The sequence below is a fragment of the Micromonospora sp. URMC 106 genome (genome assembly GCF_051386395.1).
Taxonomy (GTDB): domain Bacteria; phylum Actinomycetota; class Actinomycetes; order Mycobacteriales; family Micromonosporaceae; genus Micromonospora.
Genome location: NZ_JBPQTP010000004.1, coordinates 124,131 through 150,448 on the forward strand (window position 1 = coordinate 124,131; position 26,318 = coordinate 150,448).

The window sequence follows — 26,318 nt, forward strand, 5'->3', positions numbered from 1 at the left end:
GAATGACATCCGGCGCAGGATCGCTCTGCCGGATGTGCGAAGGGGTGAGCAGCGGCGGTGCGTCGTCCGGCCCGCGAACGGGCCGGACGATGCACCGCCACTGCTGCCCGACCGCCCCGCCCTGGCGCAGATCCCTCAGGTGATCACTGCACGCCGGCGCGCGCGGCGGCCAGGGCCGTGGCCGCGGCGCGGTCCGCCGCCTCGTCGTCCAACGCTTCCCCGGTGTTGAGCAGGGCGTAGTACAGGGGTGCGGAGACGTTGGCGATCACGCGCCGGGGGTCGGTCCCGGGGGGCAGTTCGCCGCGTTCCACGGCGTCGGTGACGCAGCCGGCCCATTCGTCGATGCGTACGGCGTAGAAGCGGTGTAGTGCTCGGGCCGCCTGCTCGTCGCAGAGCGAGGCGGCGATCAGGGCCTTGAAGAGTCGTCCCTGGCGGGAGTCGGTCAGGGTCTTGACGACCAGACGGGCGTTCTCCCGCAGATCCTTGTCCACGCTGCCGGTTCGGGCGCGGGGCAGGGACTCTTCGGCCATGTGGTCGAGGAGATCGGCGGCCAGTGCGCCGGGGGTGCCCCAGCGGCGGTAGACGGTGGTCTTCCCCACGCCTGCGGTGCGGGCGATCTCGGCGAGGTCCAGGGTGTCGAACCCTTTCTCGGCGAGGGTGTCGCCGGCGGCCTGCAGGACGGCTTCGCGGACGCGGGCGGTACGTCCGCCGGGGCGGACGCTGCCCGGCTGGGGTGCGGTGGCCATCGGTTGTCTCCTTCCTCACAGGGGCCCGTATCGGGACTGCGGTTCCCTTAAGTCGATTCGCGGTGCTACGGTTCCCCATCGTAACGGAACTCAGGAACCGTTTAGGTGGGCGGGTTGTCCCCGCGTCACCCGTGCCGCCCGCGCAACGACTGCTGTCGGCTCGCGTCGGCTGACCCGGAAGGAAGTGTTGTCATGTCCACCACCAGGCTCGCGCCCGGGGGCACCGTCGCGGCTCCCGCTGCCGACGTCTCCCCGCAGCGGCTGACCGGCCGCCTCAAGGTGGTCCTCGGGGTGCTGCTGGTCGCCCAGTTCATGCTTGCCGTCGACTTCTCGATCCTGAACGTCGCCCTGCCGAAGATCGGCGACGACCTCGGTTTCTCCCTGACGAACCTGCAGTGGATCGCCACCGCCTTCGCCCTGTGCGCCGCCGGGTTCACTCTCTTCTTCGGCCGCATCGGCGACCTCGTCGGCCGCAAGCGGATCTTCCTCGGCAGCCTCGGCCTGCTGGCCCTGGCGTCCCTCGTCGGCGGCCTCGCCCCCAACCCGGAGACCCTGATCATCGCCCGCGTCGTCCAGGGCCTGGCCACCGCCGCCGCGACACCCGCCGGCCTTGCCCTGCTCACCACGTCCTTCCCGGAAGGCCCGCTGCGGCAGAAGGCGCTCGGCCTCAACGGGGCGTTGATGTCAGCCGGGTTCACCGCGGGCGCCGTCCTCGGCGGCGTCCTCACCGATCTGCTCTCCTGGCGCTGGGCGTTCTTCATCAACGTGCCCGTCGCTCTCGCCGTCCTGCTGGTCGCCCCCGCCGTCATCGCCGAGTCGCGTCCCGCCGAGCGGCCGAAGGTCGACCTGCCCGGCGCCCTGACCGTCACCCTCGGCCTGCTCGGCATCGTGTACGGCCTCACCCAGGCCGGCGAGCACGGCTGGACCCACCCCGTCGCCCTCACCGGTCTGCTCGTCGGCGCGGCTCTACTGGTCGTCTTCTACCTCATCGAGCGCGGGTCCGCCCAGCCCCTCGTCCCCGTGCACGTGCTGAAGAAGCCCACCGTGGCCTGGGGCAACGTGCTCGGCATGCTCGCCTTCGTCACCGAGACCTCCCTGGTCTACCTGCTCACCGTCTACCTGCAGAAGACCCTCGGCTTCTCCGCGCTGGCCGCCGGGATCTCCTTCGGCGTCCTGGGCCTGGGCACCGTGGCAGGCGGGATGCTCGCCCCGAAGGCGATCGCCCGCACCTCCACCCGGACCGTCCTGGTCGGCGGCGGGCTGATGCAGGCCGTCTTCACCGCCGTCCTGCTCTTCCTCGGCGACACGTCCGCCTCGATGGGGCTGCTGCTGCCCGCCACCTTCCTCGGCGGCGTCGGGAACATGCTGGTCATCGTCGGCTTCATGGTCACCGCCACCACCGGACTGCCCGATCACGAGCAGGGCCTGGCCACCGGCCTGGCCTCGATGTCCCAGCAGGTCGGTATCACCATGGGGACCCCGATCATGTCCACGATCGTCACCGCCACCACCGCCGGAGCCGTCTCCGCCGGGGCGATCCTGCACGGCGTCACCGTCGCCATCGCCGCCAACGCCGCCCTCGTCCTGCTCGGCGTACTCATCGCCGTCGTCTTCCTCCGCACCCGGCGCTCCGCCAGCCACGCCTGACGGCCCGCCGCACGAACCGGTCGCGTCGGGCGGGTCGCCCGCACCATCGGGGCCACCCGCCCGCCCGGTTCCCACAGGGGCCCACCGTGGACCTTCGACTCAGCGAGAGGTTGTCACCACCGGCGGGGACGTCATCGGCGTCCCCGCCGGGCCGTCCCGCGTCACCCGGGCGCGACGGATCCGATGATGGCGGCAAACTCCTCGCTCAGGGTGGTCCGGAGATGTGGGAGAGGTTCATGGAGGAACTCCGCGCGGCCTCCGAAGCCGGCCCCGATCTCACGCGCACACGGCTCCTGCCGACAACCGACGGTTTGGACGCTTGACGCACATCAGCCGCGCTGGAGCCCGATCCAACAACCGATCCACGGCGCGCCACAACCATCGGTTGGGCACGCCTAGGGTGAGCCAGTGGACAGCGAGGCATTGCGATCCTTCGTCCGGGCAGCCGAGCTCGGACAGCTGCGACACGCGGCCGATGAGCTGGGCGTGACACAGCAGGCAGTCTCCAAGCGGGTCGCCGCCCTGGAGCGCGAGCTGGAAGTCCGTCTGTTCACACGTACCGCCCGGGGAGTCGAGCTGACGCTCGACGGCCAGGCGTTTCTCTCCCACGCGCGGAGCATCGTCGCGGGTGTCGACCGCGCCGTCACCGCGGTCAGGCCGGGTTTCCGCGCCCTTCGGATCGACGTTCTCGGCCTGCGAAGCGCGCAGGCCGTCGTTCTGCACGACTACTGGCGGTCGCATCCCGAAATCAACCTCGACGTGGTGACCCTGCGGGTCAACGACCCACGCGTGGCGGTCGCCGCCGTCGAAGCGGGCGACATCGACGCGTCGTTCCGTACCGTCACCGACCCGGACGCCCTGCCGCCCGACCTGCGCATGATCCACGCGTTCGACTCTCCGCTGGAGCTTCTCGTCGGCCCGAGACATCCGCTCGCCTCCGCGCGAAGACTGACGCCCCCGCAGTTGCGTAGGCACCGGATATGGGTGCCGGGTATCGCGCCCCGAAGCGAATGGGCAGATTTCTACGACCAGCTCGCCACCGCATTCGACCTACGCCTCGACGCGGCAGGCCCGCACTTTGGAGACGAAGTGCTCCTGGGCGCCCTCGCGGAATCCGCGGACGTGGCCACCCTCGTCGGGGCGCGCGACCGGTACCTGTGGCCCACGAACTACGACCTGCGCCGCATCCCCATCGTGAACCCGACCCTCGCCTACCCGCTCTCGCTCATCCTCCCCAGGACGAACCCACATCCGGGACTCCGTGGGATCATCGCCCACCTCGAAAGCCTGCCAAGACTCCCGGAGGCGGTCTGGCTCCCTTCCTGGGCAACGACGCCACGACGCGGCGACGGTGACATCGCAAGTGCTCGCAGGCCCTGACGCCGAGAGAGCTGACTCGGCCGGCGGCCGGTAGCGGCCGCCACCAGCGCCCAGCGGGTCTCGACCAGTCACCGCCGTACACCAGAAAGGATCGTGGCATGCCCAGCGAGCGTCTCATGCGCATCCACAGCGCCGAGTTCCAGGCCATGGCCGACAGGGTCCTGCGGGTCACCGCGCTCACCTCCCGCCTCAACGTCCTGCCCTTCGAGGACGAAGCGGGCAAGGCGGAACTGTTCGAGCAGATTCTCGGCAGGCCGCTGCCGACGAGAGTGACGATCTATCCGCCCTTCTACACGGACCACGGCCTTCACCTCGACCTCGCGGAGCGCGTGTTCATCAACCAGAACTGCACGTTCCTGGACTACGCCGGCATCCGGCTCGGCGAGCGCGTGATGGTCGGACCCAGGGCCACGTTCATCACCGTGGGTCACCCGGTCGATCCCGGGGAGCGACGGGGATGGCTGAGCGGCGCGCCCATCGACGTGGCGGAGAACGTGTGGATCGGCGCCGGTGCCACGATCCTTCCCGGCGTCACCATCGGCCGTGATGCCGTGGTAGCCGCTGGCGCGGTCGTGGCCGATGACGTCCCGCCGGCCAGCCTGGTGACCGGCCGTAAGGCAGCGGTACACCGGCGGTGGTGACGAGCGCCACGCCGGAGATCCGGACACCGCGGGACGGCTCAGCCGGCTCAGCTCCCGGCGACGTCGACCTCGCCGCCGAGGCCATCCGGCTCACCCGGCAGCTCGTGGCCGCGATCGACCACCCCGAGGTGGCGGGGCTGCTCGCCCTCATGCTGCTGCACCACGCCCGGCGGCTCTGGCTGTTGCCAGGACGCCCGTTCGGCGTCGGTGCGGAACTCGAAGTTTCGCGTCAGGGGCGGACGAGGACTTCTACGGAGCTGAGGTCCCGATGTTCGGCGTGGACCCGCGCGAGGTCGGCGAGGGCGTCGCGGCCGAGCATCCGGTAGGCGCCCGTGAGCAGGTCGAGTCCTTGCCGCCGGTACTCGTCCCGGTCGAGCCAGCGCAGCTCACTTCCGACGGCCAGGGCGAGCGCGGGCCTTCCCGCGGCCAGTTCGCGCTCGGCGTCGGCGATCCAGCGCGCCGACTGCGCCGCGTCACCGTTGAATACCGCCAGGCGGTCGTTCGACTTCCTCAGCTGCGGATCCCCGCTCTCCGGCGGCAACGCCGGGAAGAGCGAGACGGCGCTGTACAGCCGCGGCGCCGAGGCCCACCGCGGTTTCCCGTCGACCAGCAGCGCCTCGCGGTCCGCGGGGTCGAACCAGGCCAGTGCGGCGACGAGTGGTCGTGTCCGCTCGGCCTCCTCACCGTTGTCGCCGTAGTCGGACAGAACCGCAGCGACCTTCTCGCGCAGCAACCCCAACAGCGTGGCGGAGGCGCTCGCCCAGGTTTCGGCGGAGTCCCGGGCGTGGTTGTAGGCGATCAGGGAGGGAAGTTCGGCCGGGTCGTCGTACCAGAGCCCGTAGTGCAGCCCGTCGGAGCCGCCCGCGAGCACGGTGACGAACTCGGCCGGGTCGCGCCGGAACCGGGCGTGCAGCCGTTCGTCCAGCCCGTCGCGGGCGACCAGCCGGAGACCGTCGTCGCCGAAGTAGTCCGTGACGCCCCAGGGGCCGACCATCAAGTCGCTCAGCGCCTCGCGCTCGGCGCCGTCGGTGCTCGCCCAGAAGGCGGCGAACACGGCGAGATGGCGCGGGAGACGCAGCCCGTACACCCGGCGGACCCGCTCGGCGACCAGGGGAAAGCGTTCCCACATCGTCGCCAGCGCCGCAGTGCGCCGTTGCTCGTCCCGCATCTGCATCCCGGCATGGTAATGGTCACCCCGGCCGGACGGAGATGACCTCCGGCGCGGTCGAGATCCACCGCTGACGAGAAACGTGTGGTCGCGGGGCCGGCGTTCGCCCGGCCCCGCAACCACCGTGCAGAACGATGACCGGACGACAGGGCAGCGTCGAGGCGCTGCTACCGCCCGACCACGGCACCATCAAGGGGCGAGGCTAGCTGTCCCTGCCGGTCGTGGGAGCCGAGCGGGTAGCGGGTGCCGTCGCGGCGAGGTGGGCGGTGGCGATGACCAGGCGGGTTGTCGCGGCCAGGGTGGTGGGGTCGACCTTGTCGGGGGTGTCGGCGGGACTGTGGTAGCCGCCCATCCCGGCGCCGATGCCCACGGCTGCGAAGCCGGCGCCGCCGTAGCGGCGGTTGTCGGAGGCGACAGGGCCTGCTGCCAGGGGGACGCCGGTGTGGCGGCCGGCCTGATCGAGCAGGGCCAACAGGCGGTGGGCGGGGCCGCCGGCCTCGACGGCGGCAGCCGCGTCGAGGTGACCGGCTCCGTCGACGTTGATGACCAGGGGCGCGGCACCCGAAGCGCGGAGTTGGGTGGCGTGGTGGGCGGAGCCGAGCGCGCCGACCTCCTCACCGTCGAGCAGGGCGACGGACAACCCCACGCCGCTGGGGAGCGCGGTGGCGAGGACGCGGGCGGCTTCGAGGACCACGGCGACGCCGGTGGCGTTGTCCGACGCGGCGGGCAGACGCAGCCCGGGATGGTCGCCGACGCCGTCGTAGTGGGCGGTCAGCAGTAGTTCGGTGCCGCCGGGACCGGCTGGCCGGAACTCACCGTGGATGTTGGTGCCGGTGACGTCCTCACGGCGCAGTGGGGTCGCGGCATCCAGCCACCCTTCGCCCCTGGCGGCGGCGGTGAGGACGGCGTGGTGGGTGTCAGGGTTGAGGGTCAGCACCGGCAGCGGCCCTGGGTCCGGCCCGGCGAGCATGGTGAACTGCCAGCCGTCGGCGTCGACCGGGCGGCGGACCAGCAGCCCGGCCGCGCCTTGCGTGTCGCGGTAGGCGTCGAACAGGCTCATCCCGGCCGGCACGACGAGCCATCGCCCGGCCGGGTCGTCGGTGTGCGCGATACCGAGAGCGCCCCGGCGCGGGTGGGTGGTGTCAGCGGAGGCGGGGTGGATCGCGACCTGGCGCCCGAAGGCCAGCGGGGTAGAGCCGTCGCGGTCACCCCAGGTGACTGCTGGCGCCTGATACACCTGCGGCACGGCGCGGACCGGAAACCCCTCGGTGCGCACGTCGGCGCCGAGGGCGGTGAGCTGGTCGACGAGCCAAGCGCGGGCTGCCGCCCCGCCGGCTGAGCCGACGCGCCGGCCGGCCATGGGGTCGCTGGCGAGGGTGACGACGGTGGCGGTCATCCGGGCGGGGTCGACCTGGCCGAGCAGATCGAGCAGGTCGGCGGGGGCCATCATCCGCAGCACCCCTGCCCGGTGGCGACGGCGTCGGTCTTGGCCTGGGTGCCGCAGCACGAGGTGGCCGCCTGGGCGGCCTGCCGGGTGCCGCAGCACGGGTCGGCGGCGTCGGTCTCGCCGACGGGCGGAAGGATCCCGCCGACGGCCTGGGCGGGGCTGCCGCAGCAGGCGCCCGATCCGGTGACCCGGAGGGCCGCGGCGGGGTCTCCGGCGAAGCCGCCGGCGGGCGTGTTGTCGTCGCTCATGTCAGGTCCTTCCTCAGCGCGGGCTGATCAGCGGGTAAGCGGTGGTGCGGGCGGTTTCGTAGCGGCGTTCGGCGCGTTCGGCGGAGGTGGACACCCGGGCGCAGGAGTCACAGAACCGGACGGCGGCCAGCGGTGCCCGTCGGCGGCGGATGGAGCTGAACATGGTGGTCCCCTGCCTTCCGGACGCCTGCCTTGACGTCCGTCGAATCAAAGACTTGCACGCTGATTAGAGAGATGTCAACCTAGAGGTATGTCGAAGCAACCCGCATCGCTCGCCGTCATCGACCTGAACGCCGACACGCCGTGCTGCCCGCCCCTGGCGCAGCGCAGGATCCCGGCCGGAACCGCTTCGGTGCTCGCGCCGGCGTTCAAGGCGCTGGGTGACCCGGTGCGGCTGCAGCTGATGTCGATGATCGCCTCCGCCGAGGACGGGGAGGCGTGCGTGTGCGACCTGACGCCGGCGTTCGACCTGTCCGGGCCGACGATCTCGCATCATCTCAAGACGTTGCGCGAGGCGGGTCTGGTGGACGCCGAGCGGCGAGGTACGTGGGTCTACTACCGGGCCCGGCCGCAGATTCTGCGCCAGCTCGCCGCGCTGCTCTCGGTCGAGCCGGCACCGGCGTCCCGCGCCTGACCCCACTGCGCCACCGCCGTCAGCCGCCGGCACCCACTGTCCTGGTCGAGCCACCGCGCCAGCCGCCCGAGCAGGCCGCGGTACCACCTCCCCATGACCTCGCCGCTGCGACCGACACGGCGGGATGCGCCCCATCGGGTGCTCGTCGATCAGCGGTCGTGGCTGCCGGACGGCGGTGCGGCCCGCAGGAGCATGCCGGTGGCGGCGACGGCGCAGCAGAGCGCTGCCGCGATGAGCAACCAGCGGTAGCCGGTCACATGAAGTAGCGCGGCGGCGGCCAGCGGTGCGGCGGCTCGGGAGATGGTGACGGGCACGGCGAGGACGCCGGCAATGCTGGCGTACGCCAGGGTGCCGTAGCGGTCGGCGAGCAGTGCGGGGGCGGCGAGGCTGGACACGCCGAAGCCGAGCCCGAACGCCACGACGGCGATGACAGCGCCGGCGCGGTTGCCGGCGAGGGCAGGCAGGCAGGCGGCGGCGACGGCCTGGACGGCGAAGATCGCAGCGACGATGGTGGTCATCGGGGCGAGTCGTCGGGCTGCGGTGAAGACGATGCGGCCGGTGACGGAGAGGACGCCGAGCAGGCCGGTGACGGTCGCGGCGAAGGTCGCGGGGTGGCCGCGGCTGGTGAGGTAGCCGACGAGGTGGACCACCATGGTGCTGGTGGCGGCGGCGTGGGCGACGAAGGTGACCACGAGGATCCAGAATCGGAGGTCGTGGGTCGCGGTTCGGGCCGAGACGGCGTGGCCTTGTCGCCGCTGGTGTGCGGGTGGGCTGGTCGGGCGGCGGATGGTGGCGGCGTGCAGCGGGACGGTGGTCAGTCCGTGGACGGCGGCGAGAACGACCAGCGCGGTGCGCCAGTCGAGGTGTGCGACGAGCAGGCCGGTGAGCGGCAGGAAGATCGTGCTGGCGAAGCCGGCGACGATGGTGACCACGAGCAGGGCGGTGTTTCGTCGGTCGGGGGTGAACCAGGTGACGATGACGGCGAAGGCGGGTTCGTAGAGGACCATCGCGCCGGTGGCACCGATGCCGATCATCACCGCGTAGAGCTGCCAGACGGCGTCGACCTGCGACCAGGCCAGGACCAGCGCGGTGGCGCTGGCGGAGCCGACGGTCATGAGGGCGCGCCCGCCGTGACGGTCGAGCCACCGTCCGACGGGGATGGCCATGAGCGCGCCGGCGAGGACGGAGGCGGTCAGGGCGCCGGTCACGGCGGTGGTGGACGCGCCGAGGGTGGTGGCCATCGGGTTCAGCAGGACGGCGTACGCGTAGTAGAGGGTGCCGTAGCCGACCGTCTGCGTGACGGCGAGCGCGGCGACGATCCGTCGGCCCTGGATGGTGTGGTGCCCGCCGACTGTGGGGTCGGCGGGCACCGTCGTGGTGGCGGGCATCAGCTCGCGCAGCAGCCGCCGGTCTGGCCGCCGGCGGGAACGGCGTCGAGCGCGACCAGGTTCAGCGGCGCCGACAGCAGGCCGCCGGAGATGCCGGTGGCGAGGCCGCGACCGGTGGAGTCGGCAGCGGGCGCCGGGCCGCAGCAGCTGTCGGCGTTGGCGGACTCGGCGGGGTTGCTGTTACACACTCCGGTCTCGGGCAGGTCCAGCTGGACGTCGCGAGCAGCCTCCCAGTCGCCGGCAAGAGCGGCGACGACGGAGCGGACCTGCTCGTAGCCGGTAGCCATGAGGAACGTCGGGGCCCGGCCGTAGCTCTTCATGCCGACGGCGTAGTAGCCGGCCTCGGGGTGCGCCAGCTCGTCCACACCGTGCGGGGGCACCGTGCCGCAGGAGTGCTCGTTCGGGTCGATCAGCGGCGCGAGCGCCCGGGTGGCCCCCATGACCGGGTCCAGGTCAAGCCGCAGCTCGCTGGCGATGGAGTGGTCGGGGCGGAAACCGGTCGCCGCGACGATCCGGTCCACCGTCACCGACTCCTCCCCGCCAGCATCGTGCCGGACGACAACAGCGACGCGGCCGTCGGTCGGGGTGAGGGCGTGCACGGAGAAGCCGGTGAGCAGCCGGATCCGTCCCGCGTCGACGTGCTCACGCAGCCGGGAACCGAGAGCCCCACGCGCCGGCAGCGCGTCGGCGTCCCCGCCGCCGTAGGTGCGGGCCGGGCTGGCCGCGCGGATCGCCCAGGTCACCTCCGTGCCGGGCGCCACGGCTGCCAGCTCCGCCAGCGACAGCAGCGTGTTCGCGGCAGAGTGGCCGGCGCCCACGACCAGGGTGTGGCGGCCGGCGAACCGGGCCCGGTCCGCGCCGAGAACGTCCGGCAGCGCGTGCTCCAGGAAGGCAGCGGCGGCCACCTCGCCACGAGCCGGCAGCCCGGATGCGCCGAGCACGTTCGGCGTGCCCCAGGTGCCGGACGCGTCGATGACCGCCCGGGCGAGCAGTTCCTCACCGTCGGCGAGCCGGACCAGGAACGGCGTCTGCTCGCGACCTGCGGTGCGCAACCGGTCCAGGCCGAGCCGGCTGATCGCCTCGACCCGGGCGCCGTAGCGCAGGTGCGGCTTGAGCTGCGGCAGTTCGGCCACGGGCTGCAGATACTCGGCGGCGAGCTCCGCGCCGGTGGGCAGGGCGTCCGCCGCGGGGGCGACCCAGCCGGCCTCGTCGAGCAGCCGACGGGCGGCCGGGTCGATGTTGTACCGCCACGGGGAGAACACCCGCACGTGCCCCCACTGCCGCACCGCCGCGCCCGCGGTCTCCCCCGCCTCGAGGACGGTGAAGGAGATACCGCGCTCGTGCAGGTGCGCCGCGGCGGCCAGCCCCACCGGACCGGCGCCGATGACCACGACCGGCAGCTCGTCGACAACGCTCATCAGAAGGCTCCTTCTCTTGACACTATTCGAACCGATGGCTGGACAGGCAGCCCTGCCCGGACCCGGGCGACGTGGGACGGCGGCGTGCGAGCCGGCCAGCACGTGGCGGCGATCGGACCTCGGTACTACCGGAGGGTCCCGGCGTGGGCCGCGGTGCGTACGTCGTCGTAGCGGCGCTGCGCACGCTGCTCGGCGGTGGTGACCTCGGCGCAGGAGTCGCAGAACCGCACCGCCGCCGTCGCTGCCCTCGCTCGGCGAATACGTCCGAACATGACGTTCTCCTTCCGTCACGGACACTGCCTTGACGTCCGTCTAAGCAGAGACTGTCACGTTGATTAGAAGAATGTCAACCTAGACCCCTGTCAAAGCAAGCCGGGTGCGCGCCCTCGTCGATCCGACGACGGATGACCCCGGCCACCCGCCCCCGCAGTGCCGACGGGTGAGCGCTTCGAGCCCGGGCGCCCGGACCGGAGCCCTGGCGGCGGCCTCGCGCCTCAGGATCGCTGGACGCTGGCGCCGGCGGTCGTCGGCTGGCGGCTTCCCCTCCGCCAGCGCCGGCCTCCGCTGGACACGTACTCGGCCAGGGCCGCGACGACGTGGGTGGCGTCGCGGCCGACACCCCGCAGGGTGTTGGACGAGAACGATCGCTGGAACTCGATCCCCAGGTAGGCGAGCCCGGGATGGGTGGTGGAAAGGCCGCCAGCGTGCGCGGGCACGCCGCGGCGCAGCGCCCCGACGGGGGCGAGGTATCCGACGTCGGGTCGGTAGCCGGTAGCGAAGATCACCGCGTCGACGGGTTCGGTCGCGCCGTCGGACCAGGTGACGCCGTCGGGGGTGAACGCGGTGAACATCTCCCGCCGGGTGAGGAGCCCGGAGGCGAGGGCGTCGCGGTAGACGCCGGTGTCGAGCACGGCGGCGTGCTGGATGAGGCGGGTGAGCAACCACCGCGGCATGCGGTCCGCGCCGGTGACGTCGAGCCAGTAGTGCAGATCCCGGCCGCGGATGCGCTGCGGAAGGAACCGGACGGGCGCTCGGGTGGCCAGGGTGACGGTGGCACGCGGGGCCAGCTCGTGGGCGACCTGGATCGCGGAGTTCCCGGCACCGACGACGACGACCCGCTTTCCGGCGTAAGGGTCGGGTCGGCGGTAGTCCGCCACGTGTCGCACCTCCCCGGCATAGTCGGGTCGGCCCGGCAGCGCGGGCAGGTAGGGATTCCCGAAGGAGCCGCTGGCGGCGACGACGCCCGCCGCCGCGAGTTCCTCGCCGGTGTCGGTGCGGACGAGGTAGCCGCCCCCCGGACGCGGGCGCACGGCCGTGACGCGGACGCGGGTGCGGATCTCGGCGTCGACGCTGCCGGCGTAGCGCCGCAGGTAGTCGACGGCCTCGTCCCGGGTCGGATAGCGGTCCGGGTCTCCCCCGTCGAACGCCATGCCGGGCAACGCGCTGTAGCGCGCCGGGGAGAAGAGGGTGAGGCTGTCGTAGTAGGCCGGCCAGGAGCCGACCGGCTCCGCCCCGCCGTGCAGGACGATCGGGCGAAGACGCGCCGCGAGGGCGGCGTGCGCGGCGGCGAGGCCGGACTGGCCGCCGCCGATGATGACCACCGGTTCCGGAGAGGTACGCACACCCCCGATCATATCGTTGTTTCGTTGAATGACAATATGATCGTGGTGGACGGGAGGTGGGGGCATGGAACAGTCGGCATCCGGCCCGGCCCCCGGGGCGCGGGAACCAGGGCGGTGCCCCGGCAGCGCCGGCGGAGGACACGCCCGGGGTCGGCGCGCCCCGGACCGGCAACGGGGATCCGGGGCGCTCAGTCGGGATTGGTGACCCGGGCGAGCACGATGCCGCCGATGATCAGCGCCAGCGCGGCGAAGCGGCCGATGCTCACCGGATCCTTGTGCACGACGATGCCCAGCGAGATCGCGCCGATCGCGCCGATGCCGGTGAAGACGGCGTATGCCGTACCGACCGGCAGGTCCTGCATCGCCCGGGACAGCAGGTAGACGGCCGCGGCTCCCAGCGTCACGCAGAGCAGGGTCGGCACCGGTCTGGTGAAGTTCTGCGTCGGTTTGATGGTCTGCGACCAGACGATCTCGACCAGGCCGGCGAGCGCCAGGACGAGCCAGCTCATGCCCGCCCGCCCGAGGCCGCGAGGGTCTCGGTGGCGACGGCCCTGGCCAGCTCGACCGCCGCCTGCCGGGCGTCGGCGTACGAACTGCGGTAGGAATCGCGCCACCCGTCCAGGGTCGGGTCCACCGTGGAGTTGACGAACTCGGCGTTGATGAAGGTGACGTCGTCCACCTGGAAGTGGCCGCGGAAGAAGTCCCGCAGGTAGCGCTCCTGGTGGTCGAAGGGCTCACGGGGGGCGCCGGGGGCGTAGGAGCCACCTCGCGCGCCGACGACGACGACCCTGGCCTCCAGTACGGCGCGCGGGAACGTCACCTGGTCGATCCACAGCTTGAGGCTGGCCGGGATCGAGAAGTTGTACATGGGAGCCCCGATCAACAGCACGTCGGCGGAGAGCAGCTCGGTGAGCAGCGGCTCCACCACCGCCCACGCCTCCCGCTGGGCCTGGGTGCGCACGCCTTCGGCGAGGCGGCCGGGGTCGGTGATGGTGTGCTCCAGCGCGTAGTCGCAGATCTCGGTCCACGCCTCGCCGATGACCGGAACCGGGGCGGCGGCGAGATCCCGGTAGGTGTACCTGCCGTCAGGCAGGATGGCCCGCCACTTCTCGGCGAACGCCCTGCCCAGGGTGCGGGAGTGTGATGCCCGGCGGGCGCTGGCGTCCAGGTGCAACAGGTGGGTCATGGCTCTGGCCCCTAATCGTCGGAGGAAACGGACGCGCTGTCCGGTTACGCCGCGACGCTAACACGCAAGTGGACATGGCGTCCATTTAGCCGCGCGCCGACGGCAGCGGGGTGGCGCGCAAACGGACGAGATGTCCGGTTAAGCTGTCGGGGTGGCGGACGACCTCCTGGCGTCGGGCCCCGGGGAGCGGGCCGACGCCGCAGCCAACCGGCGGCGCATCCTCGCGGCCGCCGAACGCCTGTTCGCCGAGCGTGGACCGTTGATCTCCATGACGGACCTGGCCACCGCCGCCGGCGTCGGCCGCGCGACGCTCTACCGTCGCTACCCGGACGTCACGTCGGTCGCCGTCGCCCTCCTCGACGTACACGAACAGCGGCTGCAGCAGCAGATGCTCTCCGGCCCGCCGCCGCTCGGGCCGGGCGCCCCGCCTCGCCGGCGCCTCACGGCGTTCTACGACTCCATGATCGACCTGCTCGAGCAGCACCTGCCGTTGGCGCTCGGCGCCGAACAGGGCGCCACCCGCTTCGCGGCCGGGGCCTACGGCTTCTGGCGGACGTTCGTCCTGTCCCTGATCCGGGAGGTCGGCTGGCAGGACGACGCCCTCGCCGACGCCCTTCTCGCGCCGCTCGCCCCGGAGGTGTACCGGTACCAGCGCCACGACCGGGGACGAACCGTCCCTGAGATCAAGTCGGCGCTCGCCCGCCTCGCGCACGTCCTGCCGGCCTGAGGCCGGTGCGGGGTCACGATGCCGGTGGTGCGGTTGAAGGCGCCGGCCCGGAGCCTGCGCCTCGACGGCCGTCGTCGCCGCTGCCGTCAGCCGTTGTCGATCAGGCTGGCGATCTCGTTGTAGATCAGGTGCGCCTTCGCGCCCTGGTTCGACGGGCAACCGCCGAGGTGGTGCAGGGCGATCACCCGGTGGCTGGCGTTCAGCACCGGCGAGCCGGAGTTACCGCCGGAGGTGTCACAGCTGTAGCTGATGTTCCAGGTGTTGTAGTTCGCGTTCCGCACGGCGCACGTCGCACCGTTCTGCGTGTCCTCGTAGATCGACAGTCGCTTCGGGCTGCCGTCACCGTGCCCCGGGATGTACATCCGCGTGCCGGTGCTGGTGGCGGTCGTCGCCAGGTAGAGCGTGCCGAAGCTCTGGATGCTGGTGAAGTTGTTCACCGAGTACAGGGCGTAGTCCAGTTCGCCGGACCCACCGCTGCTCACCTTGTAGAGCGTGGCCCCGCTCACCTTGGTGCCGGCACCGGGGTTCGCGCCGCCACAGGTGGCGCACTGGTAGTTGAACTGCATCTCGCTGCCGCTGACGGCGGACTGCGTCGAGAAGCAGTGCTTGTTGGTCAGCATGCGGTTGGTGTTGCCGACCCGCCAGGTGGTGCACATCCCGCCACCGCTGATCAGCAGCCGCGCCACCGCCCTGCCGCGGGCGTACTCGGTGGGGTGACTGTTCTGGTAGCAGACCACGTCGCGGCGGGCGTCGGTGCTGCAGACGGACTGCGTGGAGAGGTTGTACTGCGTGATCTCCGTGCGGTCGTAGCCGCGCCAGAACCGGTCGATGGTGGCGGCGCTGCCACGGGCGGGGCGGCTGCTGTGCAGCGTCACCACCGCCGTGTCGCCCTCCACCGACATCGCCCAGAAGCCCGGCTGCCCGTCGGTGGTGTAGTCCGAGCCGGTCGCCCGGTTCAGGTAGCGGTCGTACCGGTAACTCTCCCGGCCGTCGGGGCTCGACACGGTCACGTAGTCGCCGTCAGCCAGTCGCAGCGCGCTGAAGTGCACCTTGACGTACGACGCGCCGGGGTGCCGGATGATCTGCGTACGGCCGTCCCGGGCGTAGGACAGCGATCCGTCGACGGTGCGGAGTTCGCCGACCGTGGTGACGCCCTCGGCCGAGAACTGATCCGACTCGGGTGCCCGTTCGGAGTGCGGTGCGAGAGGTTGGGCCGCGGACGCCTCGGCGGCGGGTACCGACAGCAGACTCAGCCCGAGTGTGCAGGCGCCGAGTGCGACCGCCGCCGTTCGTAGGCGGCGCAGGGCATGTTTCATCGTCGCTCCTCCCGAGGAACCAGCACCCAGTCGTGCTTGCAGCCTTCATACACGAGCCAACCAATACATGTAAACCTATCGATGAATTGTTGATCTGTGCGGCGGGATGCCGGACGAGGCACGTCCGACATCCCGCCGAGGAGGGCCCGGCCCTCAGCTCACCGCCTGCCTCACGAGCGCGCCGATCCTGGCCTCCTGCTCGGCGGTCAGCTCGGTCAACGCGAAATAGGTCGGCCACATGACGCCGTCGTCGAGGTTCGCCTCGTCACTGAAGCCGAGCACCGCGTACCGCGTCTTGAACTTCGCCGCACTCTGGAAGAAGCAGACCACCTTGCCGTTGCGGGCGTACGCGGGCATCCCGTACCAGAGCTTGGCGGTGAGGATCGGCGCGTTGGCCTTGACGACGGCGTGCAGGCGCTCGGCGATCACGCGGTCGGACTCCGCCATCTCGGCGATCTTCGCGAGCACCTCGCTCTCCGTGTCGGCCTTGGCGCCGCGCCGAGCGCCCCTCTTCAGCTCCTTGGCGCGCTCCTTCATCGCGCTGCGCTCCTCGTCGGTGAAACCCTCGTACTTCGCGCCGTTCTCGCTGGCGGTCTTCGTGCTCTTCGTGGTGGTCGACATGGCGACGTCCTCTCCGTGACGTGTGGCTTTCGGGCGGTGCTGGTCGGTGGGGCCCGGTCCCGGGCCGACTTCCACCGGTCGCGTCAGCGTCGATCGGCCTCTTCGGCCGTGATCAATTTCTGGATCACCACCTGCCCGCCTGCTGACGGGTCGGCGCGTTGAGCCGGTTGAAGGCGTTGGTGATCGCGATGTTGAGCAGCAGCGCGGCCAACTCCTTCTGGTCGAAGTGCTTGGCGGCCACGTCCCACACCTGGTCCGGCACCGGGTCCGGCTGGTCGGCGAGCCGCGTCACGGCCTCGGTCAGGGCCAGCGCGGCGCGCTCCTCGTCGCTGAACCAGGGCGTCTCCCGCCACGCGGCCACGGCGTGCAGCTGGTCTGCGCTCACGCCGTGCTGGCGGGCCTGGTGGACGCCCCCGGCCACGCACGGGCCGCAGCCGTTGATCTGGCTGGCCCGCAGATGGCTCAGCGCCAGCAGCCTGCCGTCCACCCCGGCACCCGCGATCGCCCTGGTGACCGCCATCAGGGCCGCCATCGCCTCGGGGACCAGAACCGCCGGGTTCGGCATGCGCTCGGTCGACATCGCCGCTCCTTCGTCGTGGGTGTTTCTGACAGGAGTCATCCGACCATCGGCGTGCCGGGGCCCGCGCGGTCCGTGGGACACCGTGGGACACGTAGAACGCCGTCCAGCAGCGCAAACGCACCGGCGATCCGTCTCGGTGGGCCGGGACGGTACGGTGTTGCGCGTGTCCAGCCCCCACGAGCGACTGGTGACCCAGCTCGCCCGGATCAAGGAGCTGAGCGGGCTCAGCCTGCGCGCCCTCGCGCGCCAGGCCGATCTGAGCAGCTCGTCGCTGTCGCGGTACCTGACCGGTCAGCTCGTGCCGCCGTGGGAGGCCGTCGTGGCGCTGTGCCGGGTGGTGGGCCGCGACCCCCGGTCGCTGCGCCCGGTGTGGGCCGAGGCGGCCAGGGCCGGCGCCGCGCCCGCCCCGCGCCGCAACGACCTGCCGGCCGACCTGTTCGACTTCACCGGCCGGGAAGCGGAGTCCGCGCTGGTCGAAGAGCTGCTGCACACCACCGGCGCGGTCGCGATCGACGGCATGGCGGGCGTGGGCAAGACCAGCCTGGCCGTGCACGTGGCCCATCGGCTCGCCCCTGCCTACCCGGACGGCGGGCTCTACCTCGACCTGCACGGCTTCACCCCGGGTCAGGATCCGCTGGAGCCGCCGGCCGCGCTGGGCCGGCTGCTGGGCGCGTTGGGCGTGACGCACCCGCCGGCCGGCACCGCCGAACGCGCGGCGCTCTGGCGCTCGGAGCTCTCTCGCCGGCGGGTTCTCGTCGTACTCGACAACGCCGTCGACGCGGAGCAGGTGCGCCCGCTGCTCCCCGGCGCGGGGAGGTCGGCGGTCCTGGTCACCAGCCGCCACCGGCTGGTGAGCCTGGACGGGGTGCCGCCGGTGTCGCTGGAGCCGCTGACCGACGGCGACGCGGCACGCCTGTTCGGCCGGGCGGCCGGGCTCACGCTCGCCGAGGAGGAGGCGATCAGCCAGGTGCTGCGGCAGTGCGGCGGGCTCCCGCTGGCGCTACGCATGGCGGGGGCGCGGCTTCGCCACCGCCCCGGCTGGACGGTGGCGGTACTGGCCGAGCGGCTGCGCGACACCGCCAACCGCTTCGACTCCGCGTTCGGCATGTCGCTGCGGCAGCTCGACGGGGTCCAGCGCCGCGTGTTCCGGCTGCTGGGCGTCCTGCCGGGCGCCGACTTCGACGCGGCGGTGGTGGGCGCGCTCACCGACCTGCCGGCCGACCGGACCGGCGCCGCGCTGGAGGAACTGGTCGACGCCCACCTGGTCCAGGAGCCCTCGCCCGGGCGGTACCGGATGCACGACCTGATCCGGCAGTACGCGGCGGACATCGCCGCCGACGAGGAGCCGCAGGCCGACGCCGCCCTGCGTCGGGTCCTGGGGCACTACCTGGCCCGGGCGGTCGCCCACGAGCAGACGCTGCCCTCGCCGCACCGCAGGGAACCCGCACCGGGAGACCCGGCGAGGGCCATGGCCTGGTTCGACCTCGAGTACGTCAACCTGGTGGCCTGCTTCGACGCCGCCGTGCGGCTCGGCATGGACGAGGTGGTGGCCGAGCTGCCGCAGGCCATGCGGGTCTGGTTCTTCCGGCACCGCGGAACCGACGACCAGGCACGCATGCTCGAAGCGGCCGCGGCCGCCGCGGCACGTCTCGGCCGCGACCAGCAGCGGGCCGCGCTGCTCGCGGATCTCGGCTACGCCTGTGCCGCCGCCGGACGACTGACCAGGGCGCTCTCCGCCTACGAGTCGGCGGAGCAGGCGGGGCCGGACGACGACACCGCAGCCGCGCTGGCGCTGCGCATCGGCCTCGTACGCCGGGATCTCGGCGACCTCGAAGCGGCGCAGGCGCAGTTCCGGCGGGCACGCGAGCTGTTCGAGACGATCGGGCGCCCCGCCGGGCAGTCCCAGGCGCTGGCCTTCGACGGATGGGTGACCCTTCACCTCGGGCGGCACCACGAAGCCGTCGAACTCGCCCGGGCATCCGTCGCCCTGGCGGACGGGCCCGCACAGATCACCGGGCTCGTCACCCTCGGTGTCGCGTTGGCAGCGGACGACCCGGCGGAGTCGCTGCGGGCGCTGCGTCACGCGTTGCGGCTCTCCGAGCAGAACAACCTGCAACACAATCAGGCCTGGTGCCACAACTACCTCGGTGTCGCGCTGCGGGTCATGGGCTCACCCGAGGAGGCGCTCGAACACCACCGGCGGGCCTTCGAGCTGCTGGAGCCGCTGGCCGAGGTGCAGTTGGAGATCGACGTCCTGCACACCTACGCCGAGACGTGCCGCGCGGCGGGTCGCCACGACGAGGCGCTGGCGCTGCTCGACCGGATCATCGAGATCGCCCGCGAACTGGACCGGCCGCACGACGAGAAGCTCGCCCGCACGGCGCGGGAGAGCGTACGCGCCGGCGGCTGAGCCGGCGCCGTCCGTACGCCCGTTCGAGCGCCGTCCGCGCCGAAGCAGCGAACCGCCCGGGCCGCCAGCCGACCAGCGCAGGCAGCGCCGCCCGAGGGCCGGCGCCCGCCCGGGTTCGGGCGGGCGCCGGGCCCCGGCGGCCCGCGTCGCGGCCTGCGATCGCGTGCCCCACCGGCCGCCGTGAAACTCGACGTTTACGGATTCCGGCAGGTCAGCCGACGGGCGGGGCGGTCCAGGAGGACCGGACGAGCTCCCGCTCGGCGGCCGCGAGGTGGGCGGTCACGGCGAGCCAGGCCCAGGCGTACCGGTCCGGGTCGGGATCGGTGAGCCGGCCGAACGTGTCCCGGCCGCGCCGGTCGGACTCGTCGGCGAGCGCGGCGGCCACCGCGGCGGCGGTGGTGAAGCCGGCGCGACGCAGCGGGCCGGCCAGCCCGACGCCCTCGCCACGGGCCGCTTCGGCGACGGCGCGGCGGCCGCCGGAGACGGCCAGCTCCACCAGCCGGCGGACCCGCCACAGCGGGGACTCCGCAACCGCGTCGGCGCCGACGGCGAGGACCGGCTCGGTCATCGCGGCCGGGTCGCGCGGCGGCAGGTGGCCGCCCTGGATCTCGTCGTAGCCGAGGTCCGCCCGGGCGTGCCAGTCCGCCGGCAGCCGCAGCGTCGTGGCGGCACCGGGCACCGGGCCGACCGCGAGCGGGTGCAGCGTGCTGGCCCGGTCCGGGTCCAGCCGGCCGACCACCCGGATCCGCAGGCCGGGCCGGGAGGCGAGCCGCCGCAGGTTGGCCACGTGGGCCAGCAGCGGGTGGGAGTTGACCGGCGCCAGCCGGATCACCGGTCCGTCCGGCACCGGCGCGCGGTCCGGCGCGGCGTCGGTGCCGGGGGCCAGTTCGCGGGCCAGCACCTGGTCACCGGCGGCACCCACCACCATCAGGTCACAGCCGACCAGCGCGGTCCCGGCGCGGGCCGGGTCCTCCGGGTCGTCGGTGGCGAGTTGGGCGGTCACCACCTCGGCGAGCGGGCGGGTGAACAGTTCCGCCAGCGGTCCGGTGGACCAGTCGGTCCTGGTGAGTGGGGTGGCCCGGACGCCCTTGCCGGCGCCGAGCCGGCCGTCCGGGGAGACGGTGGTGCCGGTGATCCGCAGGCCGCCGCGGGACAGCACCGCGTGGTCGACCGCCACCGCGCCCATCTCGGTGACCGCCCGGGCGCAGTCCCGTGCCCGGTCCGGGCCGCCCGGTTTCACGTCGCCGAAGGAGAGTTGGCGCCCGTCGGCGGCGATCAGGTGGGTGACCACTCCGGCGTACCCGGTCGCGCTGATCACCGGTTCCCGGCAGACGCCGTACACCTCCAGCGTGCCGTCCGGCTGGTAGGCCCGCCGGAGCACGCCGACCAGCGCCGGGTCGGGGTCGCCGGCGGCCAGCCGGCCCGCCACGTACAGCAGGTCGTGCAGCACCTCGACCAGCTCGGCGAGCCGGTGGCCGTTCTGCCGTCCCCGGTGCGCGCGCAGGCCACGTACCGTGCGCAGCGCGGCGCTCTCGGCCCGGGGCAGGCCGGCCAGCCGGGCGCTGTGGGCGGCCCGCAGAAGTTCGGCCTGGGGGACCGCGCCGGCGGCCGGCACGCCGGCCGCGAGCACCGCGGCGGCCGCCCGCCACAGCGCGCCGGCGGCCGCCCGTTGCGCCTTCGTCGGTGCCGTGCTCCGGCCGGTACGACCGGCGGCCGCACCAGCCGATCGTCCGGTCCCCCCGGTGGCCGCGCCGGCGTGGTCCGAAGTCGACGGCGCGGCGGCGGTGGACGCCGGATCGGGGTGGGTGGCCGGGTCGGCGACCGGGCAGGCGACCAGGACCGCGGTCCGGTGCAGGCAGCGGGGCGCCAGCAGGCAGCTGCACCGCGCCTGGTGCGGGTCGGTGACCGCGCCGGTCGGCCCGGGCGTCAGGGTGACCAGGGCCTCGGGGCCGCAGTCGACCGAGACGCCGCCGTCGACCCGGCCGACCGGTACCCCGGCCAGCCGTTCGACGGTGGCGTCCAGCCGCTTGTGCAGCCGGGGTGGCAGGGCCGCCACCGCCGCGGCGGCGACCCCCGGCAGCACCGGCGGCAACCGGTCGGTGTCCGCGGCGGTGAGTGTGCGCTCCGTCAACGTGATCCTCCGCGTACGCGGTCGCCCACCCAGCGGGCGAGTTCGAGCGGGCTGAGAGCGGCGACCGGCATCCCGGCCGCGACGAGCTGCTCGGCGACCGGCACCGAGTAGCAGGGCACTCCCCTGTCGTTCAGCGCGGCGCAGCCGAGCAGGTGCACGCCGGAACCGGCCAGCGTGCGGACCTCGCCGAGCAGCCCGGCCAGCGGGTAGCCCTCCTCGAAGTCGCTGACCACCGCGACGATGGTGCGGCTCGGCACGGTCACCAGCGAACGGGCGTGGGCCAGCCCGGCGGCGATGTGCGTACCGCCGCCGACACGCACCTCCAGCAGCAGCGACAGCGGGTCGTCGACCCGGTCGGTCAGGTCGACCACCTCGGTGGAGAAGGCGAGGAAGTGGGTGGACAGGGTGGGCACCCCGGCCAGTACGGCGGCGGTCAACGCCGACCACACCACCGACGCCTCCATCGAGCCGGACACGTCGACCACCAGCACCAGCCGCCAGTCGGCCTCCCGGCGGGTCCGGGTGTTGAAGACCGGGCGTTCCGGCACCACCACCGTCCGGCCGTCGCCGAGCCGCTGGGTGTGCGCCAGGTTGGCTCGCAGCGTACGGGCGAGGTTGATCCGGCCGCCGGGTCGGCGGGACGGACGCGGGTTGGTCAGCCCGGTCAGCGCCGGACGCACCTGGGTGGCCAACTGCTTGGTCAGCTCCTCGACCAGCCGCCGCACCAGCGGCCGCAGCTTGGCCAGGTGCCCCTCGGGCAGGCCACCGGCCAGCGACAGCACCGAGGTCAGCAGCTCCATCGAGGGGCGCACGGCGGCCGGGTCGAGCTCGGTGAGCACGTCGGCACGGCCGCTCTCGGCCGCCCGGGCGATGACCTCCTCGCGTACCGCCGTGCCGAACAACGCCTCGAGTTCGTCGGCCCACTCGCGCGCGGTCGGGAAGGAAGCCTCCTGGCCGCCGCCGGCCGCTTGGCCGAGGTCGGTGGCGCCCTCGCCCTGACCCGCCCCGTACAGCTCGTCGAGGGCGCGGGCGTAGCGGCGGGCGTCGGAAGGCAACCGGTCGGGTTGGCGGCCGAGCAGCAGCCGCCACCGGTCCGTGGGGGTGAGCCCGCCGCTCGGCGCGTCCGGCTCGGGCGCGACGCCGGCCGGGGCGTCGGCGGAGCCGGTCGGCGTGTCCGGGACCGGGATGTGGCGGGCGAGCAGGGCGGCCCGGCCGGCCGCGTCGGCGGCGGCCCACCGGGCCAGCAGCTCGGGCGGGGCGGACAAGGCCAGATCGAGCCGGTCGCCCAGCCGTTCGGCGACGGTGTGCAGCAGCCGATCCCGGGCCGCCGGGGTGAGCACGTCGAACCCGCCACGCAGCGCCGGCAGCCGGTCCAGGAAGTCGGCGTCGGTGAGCCGCTCGATCCGCTCCAGCAGCGGGTCGAGCGCGGCCGGGGCGGACTGCAGCAGCGGGTGCGCCGCGGTGAGCAGACCACCGAGCAACCGGTGCAGGTGCCGCCGGGTGTCCGGTCCGGTCGCCGCGTCGATCCAGCCGGCCACCCGGCCGCCCAGGGTCTCCAGATCGGTCAGGTCGAGCAGCACCCGGGCGGCCAGGGCGGCGCCCTGGATCAGCGACGAACCGTTCCGGGCCAGGTGGTCGAGGGCCTCGTCCAGGCGCAGGCCGATCCGGTCCTCGCCGGCGCGGACCGCGAGGTCGACCAGCGCGGCGGCGTCGGCCGTGGCGTCGCTGCCGGCCAGGCCGGGCAGCCCGCGGACCGCCGCGTCCAGCAGCACCACGGCCAGCTCGGCCGCCCGGGCCCGGCCGTCGGCGGTGGTGCCGGGCAGGTGTTCGCGGCGCAGCGCCTCCAGCAGGTCCAGTGCGGCCAGCAGCTCGGGCAGCGTGCCGGTGCCCGGCAGCACCGCGGCGGCCAGTTCGAGCCGGTCGGTGACCAGCTCGGGCAGGTCGCAGCGGGCGGCGTCGCGGAGCCCGACGAGCAGCTGCGCGGGGGTGGGGCCGCCGTCGGCGGCCTCCCGGCGGAACCGCTCCCGCAGGGTGCCGGCCGCGGCCAGCGCCGCGGTCACCCCGCGTACGCCGACGAGGTCCAGCCGGGCCGCCACGGACGGCGTCCAGGCCAGTTGCCAGCGGGTGGTCAGGGCGGCGCCGTCGCCGGTGCCGGACACCGCGATCGGCTCGCCGTAGCCGACGCCGCAGACCTGGAGGCGCTGCAGCAGGATCTCCCGCCGCCCGTCCAGCTCGGTGCGCAGCGGGTCCAGCCGGACCTCACGGGGCTTCGGGCTGTCCGGGTTGGGCAGCCGCAGCGCAGTCAGTTCCGCCTCGACCGCGGGGCCGAGCCCTGACCGCGGCGTACCGGGAGCGACGCGGCCCCGTTCCGCGCCGACCAGCACAACTTCCAGGGCCTTGGCCAGCGCTCGGCCGCGGCCGAGCAGTTCACCCTGGCCGAGCACGGTGGTGACCGCCTCCAGCACCTCGCCGCGGCCCGGGGCGGGCAGATCCCGCAGCCGGGCCAGGTCGTCGGCCAGCCGCACGGTCTCGGCGGCCTCGCCGGTGCCGGCGGTGTGACCGGCCGCGCGGAGTTCCCGGCACAGGTCGGTGACCGCCCGGGCGGCGGCGGCCCGGATCCGTTCCGGGTCGCCGGCGGCGGTGAAGACGGACTGCTGCCAGCGCGGGTCGCGGATCCCGGCCGGGTAGCCGGACCGGGAGTCGAGCAGGTCGAACGCGTACGGCACCAGCGAGGTGACCGTGCCGCCGCCGTCGGTGGTGGCCGGCCCCGGCGGGGTCGTCACGGAGCGGACCGGCCCGGTGGGGGCGGTGACGGGCCGGGTGGACGCGGCACCGCCGGCCGTGCCGGCCGCCCGGGCCGGGTCGGCGGCGGTGTCGGCCGACGGGGCGGCGAGCAGGGCCGGGGCGTGGAAGGCCCCGATGACGGCGGCGACCCGCCGGCCGTCGACGCCGGCCTCGGCCAGCACCCGGCGCATGTGCCGCTCGCGCGCCAGGTCCCGGGCCGGTACGCCGTCGCCGTTGGCGCTGTCGGTGCGCATCGCCCAGCCGACGCCGAGGGCGGCCCGGCGGACCGCCTCGGGCGAGCAGCCCGGGGCACGCACCTCGACCACCCGGTCCCACAGGTCGTCGCCGTCCCGGCCGGTGCCGCTGGCGCTGAGCGCGGCGGCGAAGGACCGGCGCAGGCCGGGCACCGGCTCACCGGCGGCCGGGCCGGGATCGCCGCCGGCGGCCGGCTCGGAATCGCCACCGGCGGCCGGGTCGGTGCTGTCGGCGGTCCAGCCGGGGTCGGCCAGCGGCAGGTCGCAGCAGACCACCTCGACGCCGCGCTGCCGGGCCCAGCGGATCGCGGCCAGTTCCGGCGAGAAGTCGGCGAACGGGTAGAAGCCCATCGGCCCGTCGGCGCCGTGGCTGCCGACCAGCGCCAGCGGGGCGCGGGCGGCCGGGTCGGACAGGTATGGCAGCCAGCCCTGGAAGTCGGCCGGCAGCTCGACACAGACCACCTCGGCCCCGGCGGCGTCCAGCAGTGCCGGGACCACCGCCGCCAGCGCCGGGCTGTGATGCCGCACCCCGATCAGGTACGGCCGGACCGAACCGGCGAGCGCGTCGACCACGGCTCGCGGGTCGGCCGTCGTCGGATCGGCCGTCGACGGGGCGGCCGACACCGGGCCGGCGGTCGGCGGGGCCGCGCCGGGCGGCGTGCTGGACAGGATCGTCACCGCAGGCTCTCCCGCAGGTCCCAGAGCCGCCGCCACATCGCCGAGCCGTCCTCGGCGCGGCGGCGGACCGGCCCGTCCCAGTAGCCGAGCAGCCGGGCGTGGTCGTTCTGGTCGTCCTTGCGGACCACGCCGAGCAGGTGCCCGGGCACCAGGTCGAGCGCGTCCCCGCCGGGCAGGTACGCGGCGGCCAGGCCGAGCGACACCGCCACCTGCACCGCCTCCGCGGTGGACATCACCGTGCCGGGCCGTTCCACGTCCCAGCCCTCGCCCGACCGGCCGGACCGCAGGTCGCGGAACACGGTGACCAGGGCGTCCAGCACCGCGTCGTCCACCGTGTACGCCGCGCCGGCGCGCTGCACGGCCGCGGTGGCCTGTCGGCGCACCAGGTCGGTCTCGGTGTCCGCGTCCGAGATGGGGTGGATGGTCTCGAAGTTGAACCGGCGCTTGAGGGCCGAGGACATCTCCGACACGCCCCGGTCCCGCAGGTTGGCGGTGGCGATCACGGTGAACCCGGGCATCGCGCGGATCAGGCCGTCCTCGGTGCCGGCCAGCTCGGGCACGTTCATCCGCCGGTCGGACAGGATGGACACCAGCGCGTCCTGCACCTCGGGCAGGCAGCGGGTGACCTCCTCGATCCGGACCACCCGGCCGGTGCGCATCGCGGTCAGCACCGGCGAGTCGACCAGCGCCTGCGGGGTCGGGCCCTGGGCGAGCAGCAGGGCGTAGTTCCAGCCGTACCGGAAGGCGTCCTCGGTGGTGCCGGCGGTGCCCTGCACGGTCAACGCGCTGGTGCCGCAGACCGCGGCGGCCAGCAGCTCGGACAGCATGGACTTGGCGGTGCCGGGCTCGCCGACCAGCAGCAGGCCCCGCTCACCGGCCAGGGTGACCACGCACCGCTCGACCAGGCTCCGCTCACCGATGAACTTCGGCGCGATGGTCATGCTGGCCGGCAGCTCGGCGCCGCCCGGACCGGTGCGCCGGTCGGCGGGCAGCTTGAGCGCCTCGCCGTCGCTGCCCTGGATGAAGGTGACCACGGCGCGCGGGGTCAGCGCCCAGCCCGGTGGCCGGGCCCCGTCGTCGTACGCGGCCAGGAAGGCCAGCTCGTCGGCGTACCGCTGTTCGGCGGAGAGGACCTGGGCGGTCTCCGGCGCCGCGGTGGGGCGGACGTGTTCCGTCACGGTCACGGGTGATCCTCGATCTCTCTGGTTCGGATGGGTGTTCGGGACAGGGGTCGGCGGCGGGGTGGTGCCGCGACGGCCGGGGCGGCCGGCGCGGCCCCACCCCCCACCAGG

The 26,318-nt window shown here is 73.7% G+C and carries 23 protein-coding genes and 1 pseudogene; 7 read left to right on the forward strand and 17 right to left on the reverse strand.

Annotated features, from left to right (window positions below):
- Positions 1–143: 143 nt before the first annotated feature.
- A complete protein-coding gene (locus ACSNOB_RS02450) occupies positions 144–746 on the reverse strand; it encodes a TetR/AcrR family transcriptional regulator (RefSeq protein ID WP_436684927.1) in 603 nt (200 codons plus the stop codon).
- 192 nt (positions 747–938) lie between these two features.
- Here ACSNOB_RS02450 and ACSNOB_RS02455 point away from each other — a divergent pair, with 192 nt between their 5' ends.
- The 4 genes and pseudogenes from ACSNOB_RS02455 to ACSNOB_RS02470 all read left to right on the forward strand — a co-directional run.
- A complete protein-coding gene (locus tag ACSNOB_RS02455; protein WP_436684928.1) occupies positions 939–2,393 on the forward strand; it encodes an MFS transporter in 1,455 nt (484 codons plus the stop codon).
- Positions 2,394–2,801: 408 nt separating this feature from the next.
- Positions 2,802–3,773 (forward strand): LysR family transcriptional regulator, encoded by a 972-nt coding sequence (locus ACSNOB_RS02460; protein ID WP_436684929.1) that lies wholly within the window; start codon positions 2,802–2,804, stop codon positions 3,771–3,773.
- Positions 3,774–3,871: 98 nt separating this feature from the next.
- On the forward strand, positions 3,872–4,414 hold the full coding sequence (locus ACSNOB_RS02465) for a DapH/DapD/GlmU-related protein (RefSeq protein WP_436684930.1): 543 nt from the start codon (positions 3,872–3,874) through the stop codon (positions 4,412–4,414).
- 56 nt (positions 4,415–4,470) lie between these two features.
- A pseudogene (locus ACSNOB_RS02470) lies at positions 4,471–4,668 on the forward strand (DUF6596 domain-containing protein); the annotation flags it as partial.
- Here the strand turns inward: ACSNOB_RS02470 and ACSNOB_RS02475 are convergent.
- The 4 genes from ACSNOB_RS02475 to ACSNOB_RS02490 form a co-directional block, all read right to left on the reverse strand.
- A complete protein-coding gene (locus ACSNOB_RS02475; protein ID WP_436684931.1) occupies positions 4,644–5,588 on the reverse strand; it encodes an ADP-ribosylation family protein in 945 nt (314 codons plus the stop codon). The pseudogene ACSNOB_RS02470 and the gene ACSNOB_RS02475 overlap by 25 nt on opposite strands.
- Before the next feature lie 196 nt (positions 5,589–5,784).
- Positions 5,785–7,032 carry a M28 family metallopeptidase gene (locus ACSNOB_RS02480; RefSeq protein ID WP_436684932.1) on the reverse strand — a complete coding sequence of 416 codons (1,248 nt, stop codon included), beginning with the start codon at positions 7,030–7,032 and terminating at the stop codon, positions 5,785–5,787.
- Positions 7,029–7,277, reverse strand: a complete 249-nt coding sequence (locus ACSNOB_RS02485) for a hypothetical protein (RefSeq protein ID WP_436684933.1) — start codon at positions 7,275–7,277, stop codon at positions 7,029–7,031. The genes ACSNOB_RS02480 and ACSNOB_RS02485 overlap by 4 nt, the downstream gene beginning before the upstream one ends.
- Before the next feature lie 13 nt (positions 7,278–7,290).
- The gene (locus tag ACSNOB_RS02490) at positions 7,291–7,440 is read right to left on the reverse strand and encodes a hypothetical protein (protein WP_436684934.1); all 150 of its coding nucleotides are present in this window, start codon (positions 7,438–7,440) and stop codon (positions 7,291–7,293) included.
- Positions 7,441–7,527: 87 nt separating this feature from the next.
- Between ACSNOB_RS02490 and ACSNOB_RS02495 the strand changes: the two genes are divergently transcribed.
- A complete protein-coding gene (locus ACSNOB_RS02495) occupies positions 7,528–7,911 on the forward strand; it encodes an ArsR/SmtB family transcription factor (RefSeq protein WP_436684935.1) in 384 nt (127 codons plus the stop codon).
- Between the two features lie 149 nt (positions 7,912–8,060).
- On the opposite strand, the gene ACSNOB_RS02500 is transcribed toward ACSNOB_RS02495, so the two are convergent.
- The 6 genes from ACSNOB_RS02500 to ACSNOB_RS02525 form a co-directional block, all read right to left on the reverse strand.
- On the reverse strand, positions 8,061–9,299 hold the full coding sequence (locus tag ACSNOB_RS02500) for an MFS transporter (RefSeq protein WP_436684936.1): 1,239 nt from the start codon (positions 9,297–9,299) through the stop codon (positions 8,061–8,063).
- On the reverse strand, positions 9,299–10,717 hold the full coding sequence (locus ACSNOB_RS02505; RefSeq protein WP_436684937.1) for an FAD-dependent oxidoreductase: 1,419 nt from the start codon (positions 10,715–10,717) through the stop codon (positions 9,299–9,301). The genes ACSNOB_RS02500 and ACSNOB_RS02505 overlap by 1 nt, the downstream gene beginning before the upstream one ends.
- A gap of 125 nt (positions 10,718–10,842) precedes the next feature.
- Entirely contained in the window at positions 10,843–10,989 is a 147-nt protein-coding gene (locus ACSNOB_RS02510) for a hypothetical protein (RefSeq protein ID WP_436684938.1), read from the reverse strand.
- 222 nt (positions 10,990–11,211) lie between these two features.
- Positions 11,212–12,339 carry a flavin-containing monooxygenase gene (locus ACSNOB_RS02515; protein ID WP_436684939.1) on the reverse strand — a complete coding sequence of 376 codons (1,128 nt, stop codon included), beginning with the start codon at positions 12,337–12,339 and terminating at the stop codon, positions 11,212–11,214.
- Positions 12,340–12,527: 188 nt separating this feature from the next.
- Positions 12,528–12,848, reverse strand: coding sequence for a DMT family transporter (locus ACSNOB_RS02520; protein ID WP_436684940.1), 321 nt, complete (start codon positions 12,846–12,848; stop codon positions 12,528–12,530).
- Positions 12,845–13,525 carry an FMN-dependent NADH-azoreductase gene (locus ACSNOB_RS02525; RefSeq protein ID WP_436684941.1) on the reverse strand — a complete coding sequence of 227 codons (681 nt, stop codon included), beginning with the start codon at positions 13,523–13,525 and terminating at the stop codon, positions 12,845–12,847. The genes ACSNOB_RS02520 and ACSNOB_RS02525 overlap by 4 nt, the downstream gene beginning before the upstream one ends.
- 151 nt (positions 13,526–13,676) lie before the next feature.
- Here ACSNOB_RS02525 and ACSNOB_RS02530 point away from each other — a divergent pair, with 151 nt between their 5' ends.
- Entirely contained in the window at positions 13,677–14,252 is a 576-nt protein-coding gene (locus ACSNOB_RS02530; protein ID WP_436684942.1) for a TetR/AcrR family transcriptional regulator, read from the forward strand.
- 86 nt (positions 14,253–14,338) lie between these two features.
- Here ACSNOB_RS02530 and ACSNOB_RS02535 read toward each other — a convergent pair whose 3' ends face one another.
- The 3 genes from ACSNOB_RS02535 to ACSNOB_RS02545 form a co-directional block, all read right to left on the reverse strand.
- Positions 14,339–15,568, reverse strand: coding sequence for a trypsin-like serine peptidase (locus ACSNOB_RS02535; RefSeq protein ID WP_436684943.1), 1,230 nt, complete (start codon positions 15,566–15,568; stop codon positions 14,339–14,341).
- A 153-nt stretch (positions 15,569–15,721) separates the two neighbouring features.
- A complete protein-coding gene (locus tag ACSNOB_RS02540) occupies positions 15,722–16,189 on the reverse strand; it encodes an iron chaperone (RefSeq protein ID WP_436684944.1) in 468 nt (155 codons plus the stop codon).
- Between the two features lie 124 nt (positions 16,190–16,313).
- The gene (locus ACSNOB_RS02545; RefSeq protein WP_436684945.1) at positions 16,314–16,769 is read right to left on the reverse strand and encodes a carboxymuconolactone decarboxylase family protein; all 456 of its coding nucleotides are present in this window, start codon (positions 16,767–16,769) and stop codon (positions 16,314–16,316) included.
- A gap of 163 nt (positions 16,770–16,932) precedes the next feature.
- Between ACSNOB_RS02545 and ACSNOB_RS02550 the strand changes: the two genes are divergently transcribed.
- Positions 16,933–19,179: an ATP-binding protein gene (locus tag ACSNOB_RS02550; protein ID WP_436684946.1), complete on the forward strand. Its 2,247-nt coding sequence runs from the start codon at positions 16,933–16,935 to the stop codon at positions 19,177–19,179.
- Positions 19,180–19,390: 211 nt separating this feature from the next.
- On the opposite strand, the gene ACSNOB_RS02555 is transcribed toward ACSNOB_RS02550, so the two are convergent.
- From ACSNOB_RS02555 to ACSNOB_RS02565, 3 genes are read right to left on the reverse strand one after another with little or no spacing between them, the layout of a single operon-like run.
- Entirely contained in the window at positions 19,391–21,310 is a 1,920-nt protein-coding gene (locus ACSNOB_RS02555; protein WP_436684947.1) for a hypothetical protein, read from the reverse strand.
- The gene (locus ACSNOB_RS02560; RefSeq protein ID WP_436684948.1) at positions 21,307–25,026 is read right to left on the reverse strand and encodes a vWA domain-containing protein; all 3,720 of its coding nucleotides are present in this window, start codon (positions 25,024–25,026) and stop codon (positions 21,307–21,309) included. Before ACSNOB_RS02560 ends, ACSNOB_RS02555 begins: the two co-directional genes overlap by 4 nt.
- A complete protein-coding gene (locus ACSNOB_RS02565) occupies positions 25,023–26,210 on the reverse strand; it encodes an ATP-binding protein (protein ID WP_393111338.1) in 1,188 nt (395 codons plus the stop codon). Before ACSNOB_RS02565 ends, ACSNOB_RS02560 begins: the two co-directional genes overlap by 4 nt.
- Positions 26,211–26,318 lie beyond the last annotated feature (108 nt).

Excerpts from the sequence above, each read along its gene's own strand:
- ACSNOB_RS02450 (WP_436684927.1), bottom strand. The coding sequence starts at position 746 with ATGGCCACCGCACCCCAGCCGGGCAGCGTCCGCCCCGGCGGACGTACC.
- ACSNOB_RS02455 (WP_436684928.1), top strand. The coding sequence starts at position 939 with ATGTCCACCACCAGGCTCGCGCCCGGGGGCACCGTCGCGGCTCCCGCT.
- ACSNOB_RS02465 (WP_436684930.1), top strand. The coding sequence starts at position 3,872 with ATGCCCAGCGAGCGTCTCATGCGCATCCACAGCGCCGAGTTCCAGGCC.
- ACSNOB_RS02475 (WP_436684931.1), bottom strand. The coding sequence starts at position 5,588 with ATGCAGATGCGGGACGAGCAACGGCGCACTGCGGCGCTGGCGACGATG.
- ACSNOB_RS02480 (WP_436684932.1), bottom strand. The coding sequence starts at position 7,032 with ATGATGGCCCCCGCCGACCTGCTCGATCTGCTCGGCCAGGTCGACCCC.
- ACSNOB_RS02485 (WP_436684933.1), bottom strand. The coding sequence starts at position 7,277 with ATGAGCGACGACAACACGCCCGCCGGCGGCTTCGCCGGAGACCCCGCC.
- ACSNOB_RS02490 (WP_436684934.1), bottom strand. The coding sequence starts at position 7,440 with ATGTTCAGCTCCATCCGCCGCCGACGGGCACCGCTGGCCGCCGTCCGG.
- ACSNOB_RS02495 (WP_436684935.1), top strand. The coding sequence starts at position 7,528 with ATGTCGAAGCAACCCGCATCGCTCGCCGTCATCGACCTGAACGCCGAC.
- ACSNOB_RS02500 (WP_436684936.1), bottom strand. The coding sequence starts at position 9,299 with ATGCCCGCCACCACGACGGTGCCCGCCGACCCCACAGTCGGCGGGCAC.
- ACSNOB_RS02505 (WP_436684937.1), bottom strand. The coding sequence starts at position 10,717 with ATGAGCGTTGTCGACGAGCTGCCGGTCGTGGTCATCGGCGCCGGTCCG.
- ACSNOB_RS02510 (WP_436684938.1), bottom strand. The coding sequence starts at position 10,989 with ATGTTCGGACGTATTCGCCGAGCGAGGGCAGCGACGGCGGCGGTGCGG.
- ACSNOB_RS02520 (WP_436684940.1), bottom strand. The coding sequence starts at position 12,848 with ATGAGCTGGCTCGTCCTGGCGCTCGCCGGCCTGGTCGAGATCGTCTGG.
- ACSNOB_RS02525 (WP_436684941.1), bottom strand. The coding sequence starts at position 13,525 with ATGACCCACCTGTTGCACCTGGACGCCAGCGCCCGCCGGGCATCACAC.
- ACSNOB_RS02535 (WP_436684943.1), bottom strand. The coding sequence starts at position 15,568 with ATGAAACATGCCCTGCGCCGCCTACGAACGGCGGCGGTCGCACTCGGC.
- ACSNOB_RS02540 (WP_436684944.1), bottom strand. The coding sequence starts at position 16,189 with ATGTCGACCACCACGAAGAGCACGAAGACCGCCAGCGAGAACGGCGCG.
- ACSNOB_RS02545 (WP_436684945.1), bottom strand. The coding sequence starts at position 16,769 with ATGTCGACCGAGCGCATGCCGAACCCGGCGGTTCTGGTCCCCGAGGCG.